13 protein-coding genes are annotated in these 13,331 nt (G+C 71.1%); 8 read left to right on the top strand and 5 right to left on the bottom strand.

Annotated features, from left to right (window positions below; genetic code table 11):
- Positions 1-18 precede the first annotated feature (18 nt).
- The gene (locus I4Q55_RS31725) at positions 19-939 is read left to right on the top strand and encodes an NADP-dependent oxidoreductase (protein WP_206792990.1); all 921 of its coding nucleotides are present in this window, start codon (positions 19-21) and stop codon (positions 937-939) included.
- Here I4Q55_RS31725 and I4Q55_RS31720 read toward each other — a convergent pair.
- Positions 936-1,637 carry a TetR/AcrR family transcriptional regulator gene (locus I4Q55_RS31720; RefSeq protein ID WP_307793361.1) on the bottom strand — a complete coding sequence of 234 codons (702 nt, stop codon included), beginning with the start codon at positions 1,635-1,637 and terminating at the stop codon, positions 936-938. The genes I4Q55_RS31725 and I4Q55_RS31720 overlap by 4 nt on opposite strands.
- 79 nt (positions 1,638-1,716) lie before the next feature.
- Between I4Q55_RS31720 and I4Q55_RS31715 the strand changes: the two genes are divergently transcribed.
- The 7 genes from I4Q55_RS31715 (at position 1,717) to I4Q55_RS31685 (ending at position 8,705) form a co-directional block, all read left to right on the top strand.
- A complete protein-coding gene (locus tag I4Q55_RS31715; protein WP_206792988.1) occupies positions 1,717-2,130 on the top strand; it encodes an SgcJ/EcaC family oxidoreductase in 414 nt (137 codons plus the stop codon).
- Between the two features lie 499 nt (positions 2,131-2,629).
- Complete coding sequence (locus I4Q55_RS31710; RefSeq protein WP_206792986.1) at positions 2,630-3,442, top strand: siderophore-interacting protein; 813 nt, start codon at positions 2,630-2,632, stop codon at positions 3,440-3,442.
- A gap of 9 nt (positions 3,443-3,451) precedes the next feature.
- On the top strand, positions 3,452-4,681 hold the full coding sequence (locus tag I4Q55_RS31705) for a serine hydrolase (RefSeq protein ID WP_206792984.1): 1,230 nt from the start codon (positions 3,452-3,454) through the stop codon (positions 4,679-4,681).
- A gap of 46 nt (positions 4,682-4,727) precedes the next feature.
- Positions 4,728-5,549, top strand: a complete 822-nt coding sequence (locus tag I4Q55_RS31700; protein WP_206793138.1) for a helix-turn-helix domain-containing protein — start codon at positions 4,728-4,730, stop codon at positions 5,547-5,549.
- A 64-nt stretch (positions 5,550-5,613) separates the two neighbouring features.
- Entirely contained in the window at positions 5,614-6,195 is a 582-nt protein-coding gene (locus I4Q55_RS31695; RefSeq protein ID WP_206792982.1) for a dihydrofolate reductase family protein, read from the top strand.
- A gap of 196 nt (positions 6,196-6,391) precedes the next feature.
- Positions 6,392-7,333, top strand: coding sequence for a hypothetical protein (locus I4Q55_RS31690; protein WP_206792980.1), 942 nt, complete (start codon positions 6,392-6,394; stop codon positions 7,331-7,333).
- Between the two features lie 76 nt (positions 7,334-7,409).
- Positions 7,410-8,705: a styrene monooxygenase/indole monooxygenase family protein gene (locus I4Q55_RS31685; RefSeq protein WP_206792978.1), complete on the top strand. Its 1,296-nt coding sequence runs from the start codon at positions 7,410-7,412 to the stop codon at positions 8,703-8,705.
- Here I4Q55_RS31685 and I4Q55_RS31680 read toward each other — a convergent pair.
- The 4 genes from I4Q55_RS31680 to I4Q55_RS31665 all read right to left on the bottom strand — a co-directional run bounded on the left by I4Q55_RS31680 (position 8,636) and on the right by I4Q55_RS31665 (position 13,330).
- Positions 8,636-10,081 carry an alpha/beta hydrolase gene (locus I4Q55_RS31680; protein ID WP_206792977.1) on the bottom strand — a complete coding sequence of 482 codons (1,446 nt, stop codon included), beginning with the start codon at positions 10,079-10,081 and terminating at the stop codon, positions 8,636-8,638. The genes I4Q55_RS31685 and I4Q55_RS31680 overlap by 70 nt on opposite strands.
- A gap of 78 nt (positions 10,082-10,159) precedes the next feature.
- Positions 10,160-11,158, bottom strand: a complete 999-nt coding sequence (locus I4Q55_RS31675) for a TIGR03842 family LLM class F420-dependent oxidoreductase (protein WP_206792975.1) — start codon at positions 11,156-11,158, stop codon at positions 10,160-10,162.
- 7 nt (positions 11,159-11,165) lie between these two features.
- Positions 11,166-12,548 (bottom strand): dihydropyrimidinase, encoded by a 1,383-nt coding sequence (hydA, locus tag I4Q55_RS31670; RefSeq protein ID WP_206792973.1) that lies wholly within the window; start codon positions 12,546-12,548, stop codon positions 11,166-11,168.
- A complete protein-coding gene (locus tag I4Q55_RS31665) occupies positions 12,548-13,330 on the bottom strand; it encodes a nitrilase-related carbon-nitrogen hydrolase (protein ID WP_242547159.1) in 783 nt (260 codons plus the stop codon). Before I4Q55_RS31665 ends, hydA begins: the two co-directional genes overlap by 1 nt.
- Between the last annotated feature and the right edge of the window lies 1 nt (position 13,331).

The raw sequence follows: 13,331 nt of genomic DNA, 5'->3' as shown, positions 1-13,331 counted from the left end.
GACTTTCGAGGAGGCCCCGTGGCGCGCGCGATCAGGTTCGACGAGTACGGCGACGTGGAGGTTCTCCGGGTCGAGGACGTCCCGCGGCCGGTCCCGGGACCGGGTCAGGTGCTCGTCGAGGTGCGGGCCGCCGGGATCAACCCGGGCGAGGCGGCCATCCGGAAGGGACTGCTGCACTCGCGGTTCCCGGCGACGTTCCCCTCGGGGCAGGGCAGCGACTTCGCGGGGGTTGTCACTTCGCTCGGCGAAGGCGTCTCGGACATCGCTGCCGGCGACGAGGTGATCGGGTTCGTCGACACGCGGTCGAGCCACGCGGAGTTCGTCGTCGCGGAGGCCGTGAACCTCACGCCGCGGCCCGCCGGTGTCCCGTGGGAGGTCGCCGGCTCGCTGTTCGTCGCCGGCACCACCGCCTACGCCGCGGTGGGCGCGGTGTGTCCGCGTGAAGGCGAGACCGTCGTCGTCTCGGGCGCGGCGGGTGGCGTGGGCTCGCTCGCGGTACAGCTGGCTCGCCTCGCCGGCGCCACCGTGATCGGCCTGGCCGGCGAGGCGAACCACGCGTGGCTGCGCGAGCTCGGTGTGATCCCGGTGGCCTACGGCGAGGGCGTGCTGGACCGGATCCGCGAAGCCGCTGGGGGCGGGGTGCACGCGTTCGTGGACACGTTCGGTTCCGGGTACGTGGAACTGGCGCTGCACCTGGGGATCCACCCCGGGCGGATCAACACGATCAGCGACTTCGCGGCGGCGGAGAAGTACAACGTGAAGACCGAGGGCAACGCGGCCGCGGCGTCGGCAGACGTGCTGCGTGAGCTGGGCCTGCTGCTGGACAAAGGCTTGTTGACGCTGCCGATCGCCCGCGTCTACCCGCTCGACGAGGTCCGGGACGCCTACCGCGAGCTGGAGCGGCGGCACACGCGCGGCAAGATCGTGCTGCGGCCCTAGTTCTTCGCCAGCGTTTTCAGCCCGGCGAGGAACGCTTCGAGCGCGAACTCGAGGCGTTCCTTCGCCGTCTCGGCCGAGAAGAACTCGCCGACCTGCAGCAGGTTGGGGAACGACGCGGCGGGCAGTGACCGCATGTACGCGACCATCTGCTCGCCGCGCTCGTCGGCTTCGTCCTGGTCGATCTCGCCCCAGCTCCAGCCGCTCGCTTCGTAGGCGTACGCCTTGGCGTAGAGGGAAAGGGCGTCACCGGCGAAGGCCGCCTGCTTGAGCGTCAGGCCGCCCGCGCGGAGCAGGGCGAGCATTCCCTCGCCCTGCTTCAACGTGTTGGGCGTGACCGGCACGGCGATGTCCCACGCGATCCGCGCGATGCCGCGGTGGGCGGCCATCACCTGGACCTGGTCGCGGACGAGGTCCTTGACCTGCTCGTCCCAGCGCTCCGGGTCCGGCTCGGGGACCACGATGTCGGCGAGCACGGCGTCGAGCATCAGCTCCGCCAGCTCGTCCTTGTTCGACACGTGCGCGTAGAGCGACGCGGGCCCGGTCTCCAGCTCCTGGGCGATCCGCCGCATGGTGACCGCGTCGAACCCTTCGTCGTCCAAGACGATCAAGGCCGCGCGCACGATCGAGGCCTGGGAAAGAACGGGTTTCGCGGCGCGGCGGCGGGGCGGCCTGCGCCACGGCGGCGGGGGAGCAGTCACCCGAACACTGTACTTGACGCGAACAGTGTTCGAGAGTAGAACGGTGTTCGTAGGACGAACACCGTTCGAGAGGATTCTGATGACTACTGCTGCCGAGGCCGATGTCCGTGGGGTGCTGGGCCGGCTCGCCGACGCGTGGAACTCCGGGGACGCCGCCGCGTACGGGCGGCTGTTCGCCGAAGACGCGGACTACGTGACGTTCTTCGGGGTGAACTTCCCGGGCCGGGAAGTCATCGAGAGTTCGCACCGGGCCTTGTTTGAAGGGCCGTTACGGGGGTCGAAGCTGACCGGTTCCCCAGGCCAGGCGGCGAAGGTGCGGTTCGTCCGGCCGGACGTCGCCGTGGCGGTGGTCGACGGTGGCTCGTCGCTGACCGGGGCGGAGGTCGGCGATCAGGGGCGGGAGTCGACCGTTTCCGTCGTGCTCGTACGGGAGGAGGGTGAGTGGCTGATCACGGCGTTCCAGAACACGCGGGTTTCGGATCCGCGCGGGTGAAAACGCTTGCGGAGGCGGCCGGGGTCGTCGCGCGGCCGCCCGCGGAGGTGTTCGAACGGCTGCGGAGCCGGCTTGCCGGAGGTCGCTACCCGATGCGGATGGAGGTCGACCGGGAGCGGGGATTCGTCGCGGTGCAGGGCGGCTGGTGGTACCGCGGCGGGTACCAATCCGGCCCAAAAGTAGGCCGACCCTCCGCGCGGCAGGTGACCGTTGCTGCAGAGCTATCCGGCCGTGACTGTGGTCGGATTGGTACCGGTCGGCACGGTATCGCGTCACCGAGGATCTGGCGGGGGCGCGTGTCGAGCACCGGGTGGTCAACGCGGCGTCCCGGGGGCGGTGGGGCGTGCCGTTGGCGAACCGGTTCTTCGTCGGGTTCCGGAAGGAGGTGAGTGCGGGGTTCGGGCGGTTGCTCGTGGAACTGGGCACATCTGAGTAGCCGTGCGGCGATCTCGGCGCGTAGGCTGAGTTAGGTAAGCCTTAGCGATGGTTGGAGTGGCCGATGGCTGAAGCACCCCGGCGGTCCGGACGTCCCGCGGTGCGGCTGCGGGTGCTGCGGACCGAACGGCTGACCCCGCACATGATCCGGATCGTCGCGGGCGGCGAGGGGATCGCGCAGTTCACGCCGAACGAGTTCACCGATGCCTACGTGAAGGTGCTGTTCAAGGTGCCCGGTGTCGAGTACCCGGAGCCGTTCGACGTCCAGGAGTGCCGGGCGAGCATGCCGCGCGAGCACTGGCCGCGGCAGCGTTCCTACACCGTCCGCGCGTTCGACGCGCAGGCCGGCGAGCTCGTCCTCGACTTCGTCCACCACGGCGACGAGGGCATCGCCGGTCCGTGGGCGGCGTCGGCCCAGCCGGGTGACGAGCTGTTCGTGCTGGGCCCGGGCGGCGCGTACGCGCCCGGCGCCGAGGCGGACTGGTACCTGCTGGCCGGGGACGAGAGCGCGTTGCCGGCCATCGCGGCGTCGCTCGAAGCGCTGCCCGCCGGTGTCCCGGCGCACGCGGTGATCCTCGTCGAGAACGCGGCCGAGGAACAGCCGCTGGTCACCAAGGCGGACACGCAGATCACCTGGCTGCACCGGGCGTCCGGCGGCGATGTCGCGGCCGCGGTGCGCGAGCTGCCGTGGCGCGATGGCGTCGTCCAGGCGTTCGTCCACGGCGAGGCGGGGTTCGTGCGCGAGCTGCGGCGCTACCTGCTCGACGAGCGCGGGATGCGGCGCGAGCTGCTGTCGATTTCGGGCTACTGGCGTTACGGCAAGAACGACGAAGCCTGGCGCGAGGAGAAGGCGGCCGAGCGGGCGCGGGAGAACTAACCTCGCCGCATGGCGGATTTCGACGTGGACGTCGACCCGGCCGAGGCCGGCTTCGACGCGGCGCGGCTTTCCCGGATCGACGCGCATTTCGACCGGTATGTCGAGAGTGGACGGTTGCCGGGCTGGCTCGTGGTGGTGAGCAGGCACGGCCGCGTTGTCCACGTGGGCCGCGGCGGGTACCGGGACGTCGAAGCGTCGTTGCCGGTCGAGACCGGCACGCTGTGGCGGATCTTCTCGATGACCAAGCCGATCACCTCGGTCGCGGCGATGATGCTCGCCGAAGAGGGCTTGCTGGAGCTGGACGACCCGATTTCGCGGTGGCTGCCGGAATTCGCGGCGCCGCGGGTGTACGTCAAGGGATCGGCGCTGGCTCCGGTGACCGAGCCCGCGACGTCGCCGATCCGCGTGTGGCACCTGCTGACGCACACGGCGGGCCTGACGTACGGCTTCCACCACGGCCACCCGGTGGACGCGATCTACCGCGCGGCGGGCTTCGAGTGGGGCACGCCGCGCGGCGCGGATCTGGCGGAGTGCTGTGCGCAGTGGGCGGCCCTGCCGCTGCTCTTCCAGCCCGGCGCGGAGTGGAACTACTCGGTGGCGACGGACGTGCTGGGCCGGCTCGTCGAGGTGGTGTCGGGTGTCCCGCTGGACGAGTTCTTCGCGTCGCGGATCTTCACGCCGCTGGGCATGACGGACACGGGGTTCGTGGCCCCGGCCCCGGCCCGCCTGGCGGCGATGTACGTCCGAGACCCGGCGTCGGGCCGCGCGGTCCGCAACGACGCCTTCGGCCGCCTGGGCACCGCCCGCCCGGACTGCCTGTCGGGCGGCGGTGGCCTGGTGTCCTCGGCCCCGGGCTACTGGCGTTTCACGGAGATGCTCCTGCGTGGCGGGGCCCTGGACCGAGTCCGGTTGCTGTCCCCTCGCACGGTGTCGCTGATGGCGAGCAACCACCTCCCGGGGCACGTCGACCTGGAGGCGTTCGGCCGCCCGCTGTTCGCCGAGATGCCCTTCGACGGCCACGGCTTCGGCCTGGGCTTCTCGGTGCTGGAGGACCCGGTGAAGGCCCGGACCCTGGCCTCGGCGGGAGAGTTCGCCTGGGGCGGCGCGGCGTCGACGGCGTTCTGGGTGGACCCGGACGAGGACCTGACGGTGGGCTTCTACACGCAGCTCCTGCCGTCGAGCACCTACCGGCTCCGGCCCCAGCTGCGGCAGCTGGTCTACCAGGCACTGGTGGACTGAGCGCCGGGGCGTCGGCGATGCTGGGGGCGTGCAGTACGTGTCCAGAGTGCCGCGACCGCCGCTGGACGGGCTGATCGACGACCTCTACTACCTGGAGGGTGCGCCGCCGTACGCCCGGCTGACTCTCCCGCCGGCGCCGTCGGCGTTGCTCATCGTCAACCTCGGGGCGCCGTTCCGCATCCGCGCCGGCACCGACATCGAGACGGCCGAGTACGCCGACGGCTGCGTCGTCACCATGCCCACCCGCGCGTTCGAGTTCGGCTATCCCCACCCGACCCGGTCCGTCGGCGTGCACTTCAAGCCGTGGGGGCCGGCGCCGTTCCTGCCGATGCCCGTGACCGAACTGTGTGACCGGCCGGTGACCATCGAGCAGGTCTGGGGCCGGGCCGCCGTCGCCGAGCTGCGAGACCGGCTGGCCACGGCGGACGAACCACACGAGATGCTGACGCTGCTCGAAGCGGAGCTGCTGCGACGGCTGCGCGAGACCACCGGCCTGGGACTGGTCCGCCACACGAGCAACGTCATCGCGGCGGCCCGCGGCGCGGTGGCGATCAGCGACCTGAGCACGGCGGCCGGGGTCAGCGGCACTCATCTGGCCCAGCGGTTCAAGGAGCTCGTCGGCGTCACGCCGAAGCGGCTGGCCCGCACCTACCGCTTCGCCGCCACCGTGTTCGCGATCGACCCCACCGGCCCGGTCGACTGGGGCCGCCTCGCCGGCGGCGCGGGCTACTTCGACCAGGCCCACTTCGGCCACGAGTTCCGGGCGTTCACCGGGCTCACGCCGACCCGGTACGTCGAAGTCCGGCGGCGGTTCCTGCGCGAACACCCCGGCCACGCGTTCGAGGGCTGGCCGCTGCCCGCAGATTGATTTCTTACAAGAGCGACGGCTCACGACACGCTAACTTCGGGGCACCCCAAGCAGAGGAGACCCCGTGGGCAAGGTCGTCATGTACAGCTCGGTGTCGGTCGACGGCTTCATCGCGGACGAGAAGGACCAGCCCGGCCCCCTGTTCGACTGGTTGACGAGCGGTGACGTCCCGTTGGACGACAGCGGCGCGCTGAAGGTGTCGCAGACGTCCTACGACTACACCCGGCCGTACTGGGACGAGATCGGGGCGACCATCGCCGGCCGCCACGTCTTCGACCTGACGGACGGCTGGGACGGAAAGCCACCGGGCAGCGTCGACCACGTGGTCGTGGTAACGCACCGGCCGCCACCCGAGGGCTGGGACCCCGAGGCGCCGTTCTGCTTCGTCGACGGCGTCGAGGCAGCCGTGGCCAAGGCACAGGAGCTGGCGGGCGACCGCGTGGTCGAGGTCGCCGCCGGCGACGTCGGCGGCCAGGCACTGGCCGCGGGCCTGGTCGACGAGGTGCGCATGGACGTCGCCCCCGTCGTGTTCGGGTCCGGCAAGCGCTACTTCGGGTCGGTCCGGGCGCAGCACCTGCTGGAGGATCCCGAGGTGGTGATCCAGGGCAGCCGGGTGCTGCACCTGCGCTACCGGGTGCGCCGTTGACCGAGCGCCGCGGCACCGGCCCCGGCCTCGGTTGAGCCGGGAAATCTCCCAGCGGGTCAAGAAAGAACGCGGAGTTCGGCCTGAAGGCGAATTCCACCCCGGGCGCGAGGTCCGCCGCCATCGGCGTGAGCGTGACACTTCCCGGTGAGGTCCTGTGGCCCTGTCGGCAAGCAGTGGCCAGGCGGACAATTCCGGCATGAAACGTGAGCCGTCCGTGCGGGAAGTTCTCGATCGGCTCGTCGGGGATGCCGTGTTGTCCCCGGGGCAGGCCGATGCCGTCGAGCGTGCGCTGCGGGTTCGTGAGGCCCGGCGGTCGCGGATTCCCTGGGCGGAGGTCGCCGGCTACCTCGGGGGCGGGCTCGTCCTCGTCGGGGCCGTGCTGCTCGTTGCCACGTCGTGGGGGCGGTGGGGCGAGTTCGCCCGGACCTTCGTCACCGGTGCCGCCGCCGTTGTGCTGCTGGCTGCCGGGGGTGTCGCCAGTGGGGGGCTGGGCCACCGGTCGGCCGTGCGCGGGCGCGTTTCCGGGACCCTGCTGGCGCTCGGTGCCGGGGCCGTGGCCGCCGCCGTTGCCGTGGCGCTGACCGGCCGGGCCGGGAACGGCGCCGTCGCCTGTGGGGCCGGGTTGGTGGTCGCCGTCGTCGGGTATGTGCTCGTGCCCTCCGTGCCCGGGGTGCTCGCTTCCGCCGGGCTCCTCGCCGCGACGACCCTCTTCACCCTCGATGCCACCGTCGGCGTCACCTCGCTGAACGCGGGACTCGCGGTCGCCACCGGTGGGCTGCTCGTCGCCGGGCTCGCCTTCGGGCGGGTGCTTCCGCACCGGCAGACCGGGCTCGTCGCGGGACTGGCGCTCGCGGTCGCCGGCTTCCAGCAGCTCCTCGGCGACGAACGGGCCGTGCCGGCGGCCTACCTGCTCACCTTCGTCCTGGGTGCCGGGTGCCTCGCCCTGCTGCGGTGGGAACGGAACTGGGTGCTGCTCGTCGCCGGAGTCGCCGCTGTGAGCATCGCCGTCCCGGAAGCCGTCTGGGACCTGACCGGTGGTGCCGTGGGCGGTGCCCTGCTCGTCCTCATCGCGGGTGCGGTGCTGCTGCTCGTCAGCTTCGCCGGCTTCCGGCTGCACCGCGACGCCGCCGGGGACTGATTCCGCCCGATCGGGCAGGGATTTCCGCCGCGCGCCGAGTACGTTGGCAGTAAAGGGTTTCCGGGGAGGGGCGGCCATGCGGCGGATCGGGATCGTCGGAGCGGGGCAAGCGGGACTGGTCCTCGCCATCGGGTTGCGGCAACGGGGCTACGACGTCACGGTGTTCGCCGAGCGTCCCGCCGGCGAGGTGCGGGCCGGGCGGCTGATCTCCAACCAGTGCCTGTTCGCCCCGGCCCTGCAGCGCGAACGCGAACTCGGCATCAACTTCTGGGACGCCGAAGCGCCGCCGGTCCGCGAAATTTCCTTCGCCGCCGCGGGCGAAGGCACCGAGCCGTCGATGGCGTGGCGGGTCGGGCTCGACCGGCCGGCGCAGTCGGTCGACCAGCGCGTGAAGGTGTCGGACTGGCTGGCGGAGTTCGAACGCCTCGGCGGCGACCTGCGCGTCCGCCGGGTCACTCCGGCCGAGCTCGACGAATGCGCCCGCGAGTTCGAGCTGCTCGTCGTGGCCGCCGGTCGCGGGCCGCAGTTCGACGCGCTCTTCCCGCGCGACGACGAGCGTTCGCCGTACCGCGAACCGCAGCGCGCGATCGGGATCCTGTACGTCACCGGGACACTGGACGCCGTACCGGGCCTGACGTTCGGCATGTCGCCCGTCGGCGAGTGCTTCCTGCTGCCCGTGCTTTCGGTGCACGGGCCGGTGCACGGCATCGGCTTCTTCGGCGTGCCCGGCGGCCCGATGGACGTCTGGGACGACGTCGCCGACGTCGAGCAGCACTACGAGACGGCCCGGAAGCTGCTGCGCGCGCACTACCCGTGGCAGGCCACGCTGCTCGACGACGCGCGGCCGGTGGCGCCGACCGAGCTGCTGCACGGCCGGATCACACCGGTGGTGCGCGACCCGGTGGGCACCCTGCCGTCCGGGACGAAGGTGCTCGCGATGGGCGACACCGCGGTCACCAACGACCCGGTCGGCGGCCAGGGCGCCAACATGGCCGCCCGGGCGGCCCGCGCCTACCAGGAGGCCATCGTCGACCGCGGCGACCGGCCGTTCGACGAGGAGTTCATGCACGACGCCTTCGCCCTGTACTGGCACCACGCCCGCCACGCGACGCGGTTCAACAACGACCTCCTGGCCCCGCCGCCGGAGCACGTACTGGCCACTTTGGACACTGCGCAACGCGTGCCCGAGGTGGCGCACCGGTTCGCGCACCTCTTCGAGAACCCGGCCGATTACGAGGACTGGCTGGGCAACCCGGAAGCGGCGATGCGGTACCTCCGCGAGGTGGACCGCCCAGCGAACGTTCAGCCGAACGGGCCTCGGTCCGGGGCGCAGAGCGTGCCGGGGGCCGGCACCGCGCCGGTGGTGAAGTAGCGGTCCAGCCACGCGTCGATGCAGGCGCTCTTACCGCGGGCACCGTGGCCGTACGCGTCCAGGCTCAGCAGGCGCGCGTTGCCCAGCAACTGTTCCGTTCGCCGGGCTCCGGCGTACGGCGTTTCGAGGTCGCCCCGGCGGTTGGCCAGCAGCAGGATCGGTGCCGTCGGGCGGTTCCACGGCCCGGCGTACCGGCCCGGGTCGGCCACCTCCCAGGTTGCGCACGGCAGCGTCTTGTAGACGTCGTACGGCCCGAAGCCACGGGCATCCCGGTCGGCGCGGCGGGCGTAGTTCCACCAGACAGCCGGATCCCGCGGATTGGCGGCGTCCGAACACAGGGTGGCGCCGCCGCCCAGGAGTGAGTCGATGTCCGGTGGGGCGCCCGGCGCGGCAGGTGCGGGAGAAGCCGGGTCGGCCAAAGCCCGGAGGAACGCCGCGAGCGACGGCGCGGACTGGGCATCGGTCAGGGAGTCGTGGATGCGGGCGATCGCGCTCTGGTAGGTGACGACGACCTGCCGTCCGGTCGTGTCCGTCACCGTGATCGGTCCCGCTTCGAGCCGGTCCAGGATTTCGTCGTAGTCGAACGGGCAGCGGGTGCCGCAGGCGTCCAGAAAGGACTCGAGGGCCCGCGGGGCGTCGGCGAAACCCTCGAGGCGGTAGCTCATCGGGCCGGGGCCGGTCGACCAGCGGACCGGGTCGTCCACCGCGTCGAGGGCCAGCGAACCCACCCGGCCGGGGAACAGGTTCGCGTACGTTTCGCCGAGGTACGTGCCGTACGACTTCCCGTAGTAGCGCAGCTTCGGCTCGCCGAACGCCGCGCGCAGCCGGTCGAGGTCGCGGGCGATCGTGCCCGTCGAGAGGTGGCCGGCCAGCGGACCGGCGTTCCGCTCGCACAGGTCGGTGACCGTGCGCGTGTCCGCGATCTGCTGCCGCTCGGCCGCTCGGGTCAGCGGAAACGTGCCCAGCGCCCGCTGCAGGACTTCGAGCTGCGCCGGGTCGGTGAAGCAGTGGATCTTCGAACTGGCCCCGACGCCGCGTGGGTCGAACCCGACGATGTCGTAGCGGGCGTGCAACGCGGGTGTCAACGCCGGCGCGAACCGGCCGGACGAGCCCGGCCCGCCCGGGTTGTAGAAGATCGTGCCCAGCTTGCCTGCCTGGTCGGTGGCGGGCAGCCGGGCCACCGCGATGCGGACCGTGCCGGCGGCCGGGTCCTGGTAGGACAGGGGGACGTCGAGGTGGCCGCATTCGTAGCCGGCCCGGCAGGAGGCTTCCCAGGCGATCCGGGCGGGGCTCGCCGCGGCCGCGGGGGCGAGGGCGCCCACCGCGAGCGCGGCGGCCCCCAGCGCCGTCGCCGTGCGGAGTTTCCGAGAGGTCATGCCATGATCGTCCCGCCCGGACCCTGCGGGCGCATTGGGGTAAACCGCAGGATCCGGGTGGGGTAAACCTCACCTCGATCAGGTGGTGAGCTTCGGGATGATCTGCGCCCCGTAGGCCGCCAGCGTCGCTTCGCGGTCGTCGTGCATCAGGTACAGCGAGAACTGGTCCACGCCCAGCTCGGCCAGTTCCTGCAAGCGCGAGATGTGCGCGGCAGCCGGTCCGAGCAGGCAGAACCGGTCGACGATCTCGTCCGGGACGAACTCCGTCGACGGGTTGCCCGCCTTGCCGTGGTGGCTGTAGTCGTAGCCCTCCCGCTCGCGGATGTAGTCGGTCAGCTCGCGCGGCACCGCACCCGACGAGCCGTACCGCGCCACCAGGTCCGCGACGTGGTTGCCGACCATCCCGCCGAACCAGCGCAGCTGTTCACGCTGGTGCGGCAGGTCTTCACCGACGTACGCCGGCGCCGCGACGCAGATCGTGATGCCGGCCGGGTCCCGCCCGGCCGCCCGGGCCGCGTCGCGGACCGCGCCGATCGTCCAGCGGGCGATCGCCGGGTCCGCGCACTGCAGGATGAATCCGTCGGCGTGCTCGCCGACCGTCTTCAGCGCCTTGGGCCCGTACCCGGCCATCCACATCTCGAGCTGCCCGTTCGAGATCCACGGGATCCGCACGGTCTTCTCGTTCATGGTCACCGCGCGGCCCTCGGCGAGGTCCTTGACCACGCGCATGCAGTCGCGGACGGTGGCCAGCGTGGACGGCGGTTTGCCGACCACCCGGTGCGCCGAGTCGCCGCGGCCGATACCGCACACCGTGCGGTTGCCGTACATGTCGTTGAGCGTGGCGAACGTCGACGCCATCACCGACCAGTCCCGCGTGCCGGGACTGGTCACCATGGGCCCGACGACCAGTGACGACGTCGCCGCGAGGATCGCCGAGTAGATGACGAACGGCTCCTGCCACAGCACGCAGGAGTCGAACGTCCACCCGTACCGGAACCCGGCGTCCTCCGCGTCCTTCATGAGCCGCACGACGTCCCGCGCGGGCGGGTCGGTCTGCAGCACGATCCCGAAGTCCATCACTACCTCAGTTCAGGTACTGGTTCAGCGAGCGGGACAGGAACTTCCCGTGCGACGTCGACCCGGTGAACCCGTCCGGCGAGACGACCACGCGGCCACGGGACAGCACCGTGTGCACGCGGCCGGTGATCTCGAATCCTTCGTACGCCGAATAGTCCACGTTCATGTGGTGCGTCGAAGCCGACAGCGTCTGGGTTGCCGCAGGGTCGTAGATCACGATGTCCGCGTCCGAACCCGCCGCGATGACGCCCTTGCGGGGGTACAGGCCGAACATCCGCGCCGGGGTCGCCGAGCACGTCTCGACCCAGCGCCCGAGCGTCAGCTGACCGGCGACGACACCCTGATGCAGCAGGTCCATCCGGTGCTCGACGCCCGGTATGCCGTTCGGGATGGCCCGGAAGTCGCCGCGGCCCATCTCCTTCTGGTCCTTGAAGCAGAACGGGCAATGATCGGTGGACACCACGGACAGGTCGTTCGTCCGCAGCCCGCGCCACAGGTCGGCCTGGTGCGACTTCTCCCGCAACGGCGGTGAAGCGACGTACTTCGCGCCCTCGAAGTCCGGCTTCGCCAGGTCCTCAATGGACAGGTACAGGTACTGCGGGCACGTCTCGGCGAAGACGTTCTGGCCGTCGTTGCGCGCCTCCGCGACTGCCGCGAGCGCTTGCGACGCCGACAGGTGCACGATGTACAGCGGTGATCCGGTGACCTTCGCGAGCTGGATCGCCCGCGACGTCGCCTCTCCTTCCAGTTCCGGCGGCCGCGTCAGGCCGTGTTGGACGGGGTCGAGGTTGCCCGCTTCGAACGCCTGCGCCGCCAGCTGGTCGATCGCGATGCCGTTCTCCGCGTGCATCATGATCGTGGCGCCGATTTCGCGGGCTTTCTGCATCGCCAGCAGGATTTCCCCGTCCGTGGAGTAGAACACCCCCGGGTAGGCCATGAACATCTTGAAGCTGCCGACGCCGCCGTCGATGCAGGCTTCCATCTCCTTCAGCGACTGGTCGTTGACGTCGCTGATGATCATGTGGAAGCCGTAGTCGATCGCGCAGCTGCCGTCGGCTTTCGCGTGCCACTTGTCCAAAGTGGACAACAGCGACGTGCCCTTGGCCTGGACGGCGAAGTCGATGATCGTCGTCGTGCCGCCCCACGCCGCCGCCGTGGTCCCGGTCGAGAACGTGTCGACCGAGTGCGTGCCGCCGAACGGCATTTCCATGTGCGTGTGGGCGTCGATGCCGCCGGGCAGGACGTACTTCCCGGTGGCGTCGATCGTCTCGTCGCCGGACAGCGTCCCGGGCGCCCCGACGGCGGCGATGGCCTCGCCGTCGACGAGGACGTCCGCGGTCACAGCTCCGGATGGTGAGACGACCTGGCCACCACTGATGAGCGTGGTCATCAGGCCTCCGCGAGGGGGCCGTAGGTGTCCGGGCGGCGGTCGCGGTAGAACGCCCACTGGTTCCGGACCTCGTCGAGCAGGCCCAGGTCGAGGTCGCGCACCACGACCTCGTCGTCGGTGTCGGACGCGGCGTCGCCGACCAGCTGGCCGCGTGGGTCGACGAAGTACGTCTGACCGTAGAAGTCGTTGTCGCCCAGCGGTTCCACGCCCACCCGGTTGATCGCGCCGACGAAGTACTCGTTCGCCACCGCGGCCGCCGGCTGCTCCAGCCGCCACAGGTACTGCGACAGGCTGCGGCTGGTCGCCGACGGGTTGAACACGATCTTCGCCCCGGCCAGGCCGAGCGCGCGCCAGCCTTCGGGGAAGTGCCGCTCGTAGCAGATGTAGACGCCGATGCGGCCGACAGCCGTGTCGAACACCGGGTAGCCGAGGTTGCCGGGGCGGAAGTAGAACTTCTCCCAGAACCCCTTGACCTGCGGGATGTGGTTCTTGCGGTACTTGCCGAGGTAGGTGCCGTCGGCGTCGATCACCGCGGCGGTGTTGTAGTAGACGCCGGGCTGCTCGACCTCGTACATCGGCACGATCAGCACGACGCCGTGGCGTTCGGCCACCTCCTGCATGAGCTTCGTGGTGGGCCCGTCCGGGATGGCCTCGGTGTAGGAGTAGTAGTCGGCGTCCTGCACCTGGCAGAAGTACGGCCCGTAGAACAGCTCCTGCAGGCAGACGACCTGTGCGCCCTGGGAAGCGGCGGTGCCGATGTGGTCGACCGCCGCCTTGATCATG

It is taken from the genome of Amycolatopsis sp. MtRt-6, from assembly GCF_017308975.1.
Lineage (GTDB): Bacteria > Actinomycetota > Actinomycetes > Mycobacteriales > Pseudonocardiaceae > Amycolatopsis.
Note: the sequence above shows the minus strand (reverse complement) of the source record. Positions and strands in the feature narration are given on the sequence as shown.

Coding starts and splice junctions, on each gene's coding strand:
- I4Q55_RS31665 (WP_242547159.1), bottom strand. CDS start 13,330: ATGATCAAGGCGGCGGTCGACCACATCGGCACCGCCGCTTCCCAGGGC.
- I4Q55_RS31680 (WP_206792977.1), bottom strand. CDS start 10,081: ATGACCTCTCGGAAACTCCGCACGGCGACGGCGCTGGGGGCCGCCGCG.
- I4Q55_RS31710 (WP_206792986.1), top strand. CDS start 2,630: ATGGCTGAAGCACCCCGGCGGTCCGGACGTCCCGCGGTGCGGCTGCGG.
- I4Q55_RS31705 (WP_206792984.1), top strand. CDS start 3,452: ATGGCGGATTTCGACGTGGACGTCGACCCGGCCGAGGCCGGCTTCGAC.
- I4Q55_RS31675 (WP_206792975.1), bottom strand. CDS start 11,158: ATGGACTTCGGGATCGTGCTGCAGACCGACCCGCCCGCGCGGGACGTC.
- hydA (WP_206792973.1), bottom strand. CDS start 12,548: ATGACCACGCTCATCAGTGGTGGCCAGGTCGTCTCACCATCCGGAGCT.
- I4Q55_RS31690 (WP_206792980.1), top strand. CDS start 6,392: ATGAAACGTGAGCCGTCCGTGCGGGAAGTTCTCGATCGGCTCGTCGGG.
- I4Q55_RS31685 (WP_206792978.1), top strand. CDS start 7,410: ATGCGGCGGATCGGGATCGTCGGAGCGGGGCAAGCGGGACTGGTCCTC.
- I4Q55_RS31715 (WP_206792988.1), top strand. CDS start 1,717: ATGACTACTGCTGCCGAGGCCGATGTCCGTGGGGTGCTGGGCCGGCTC.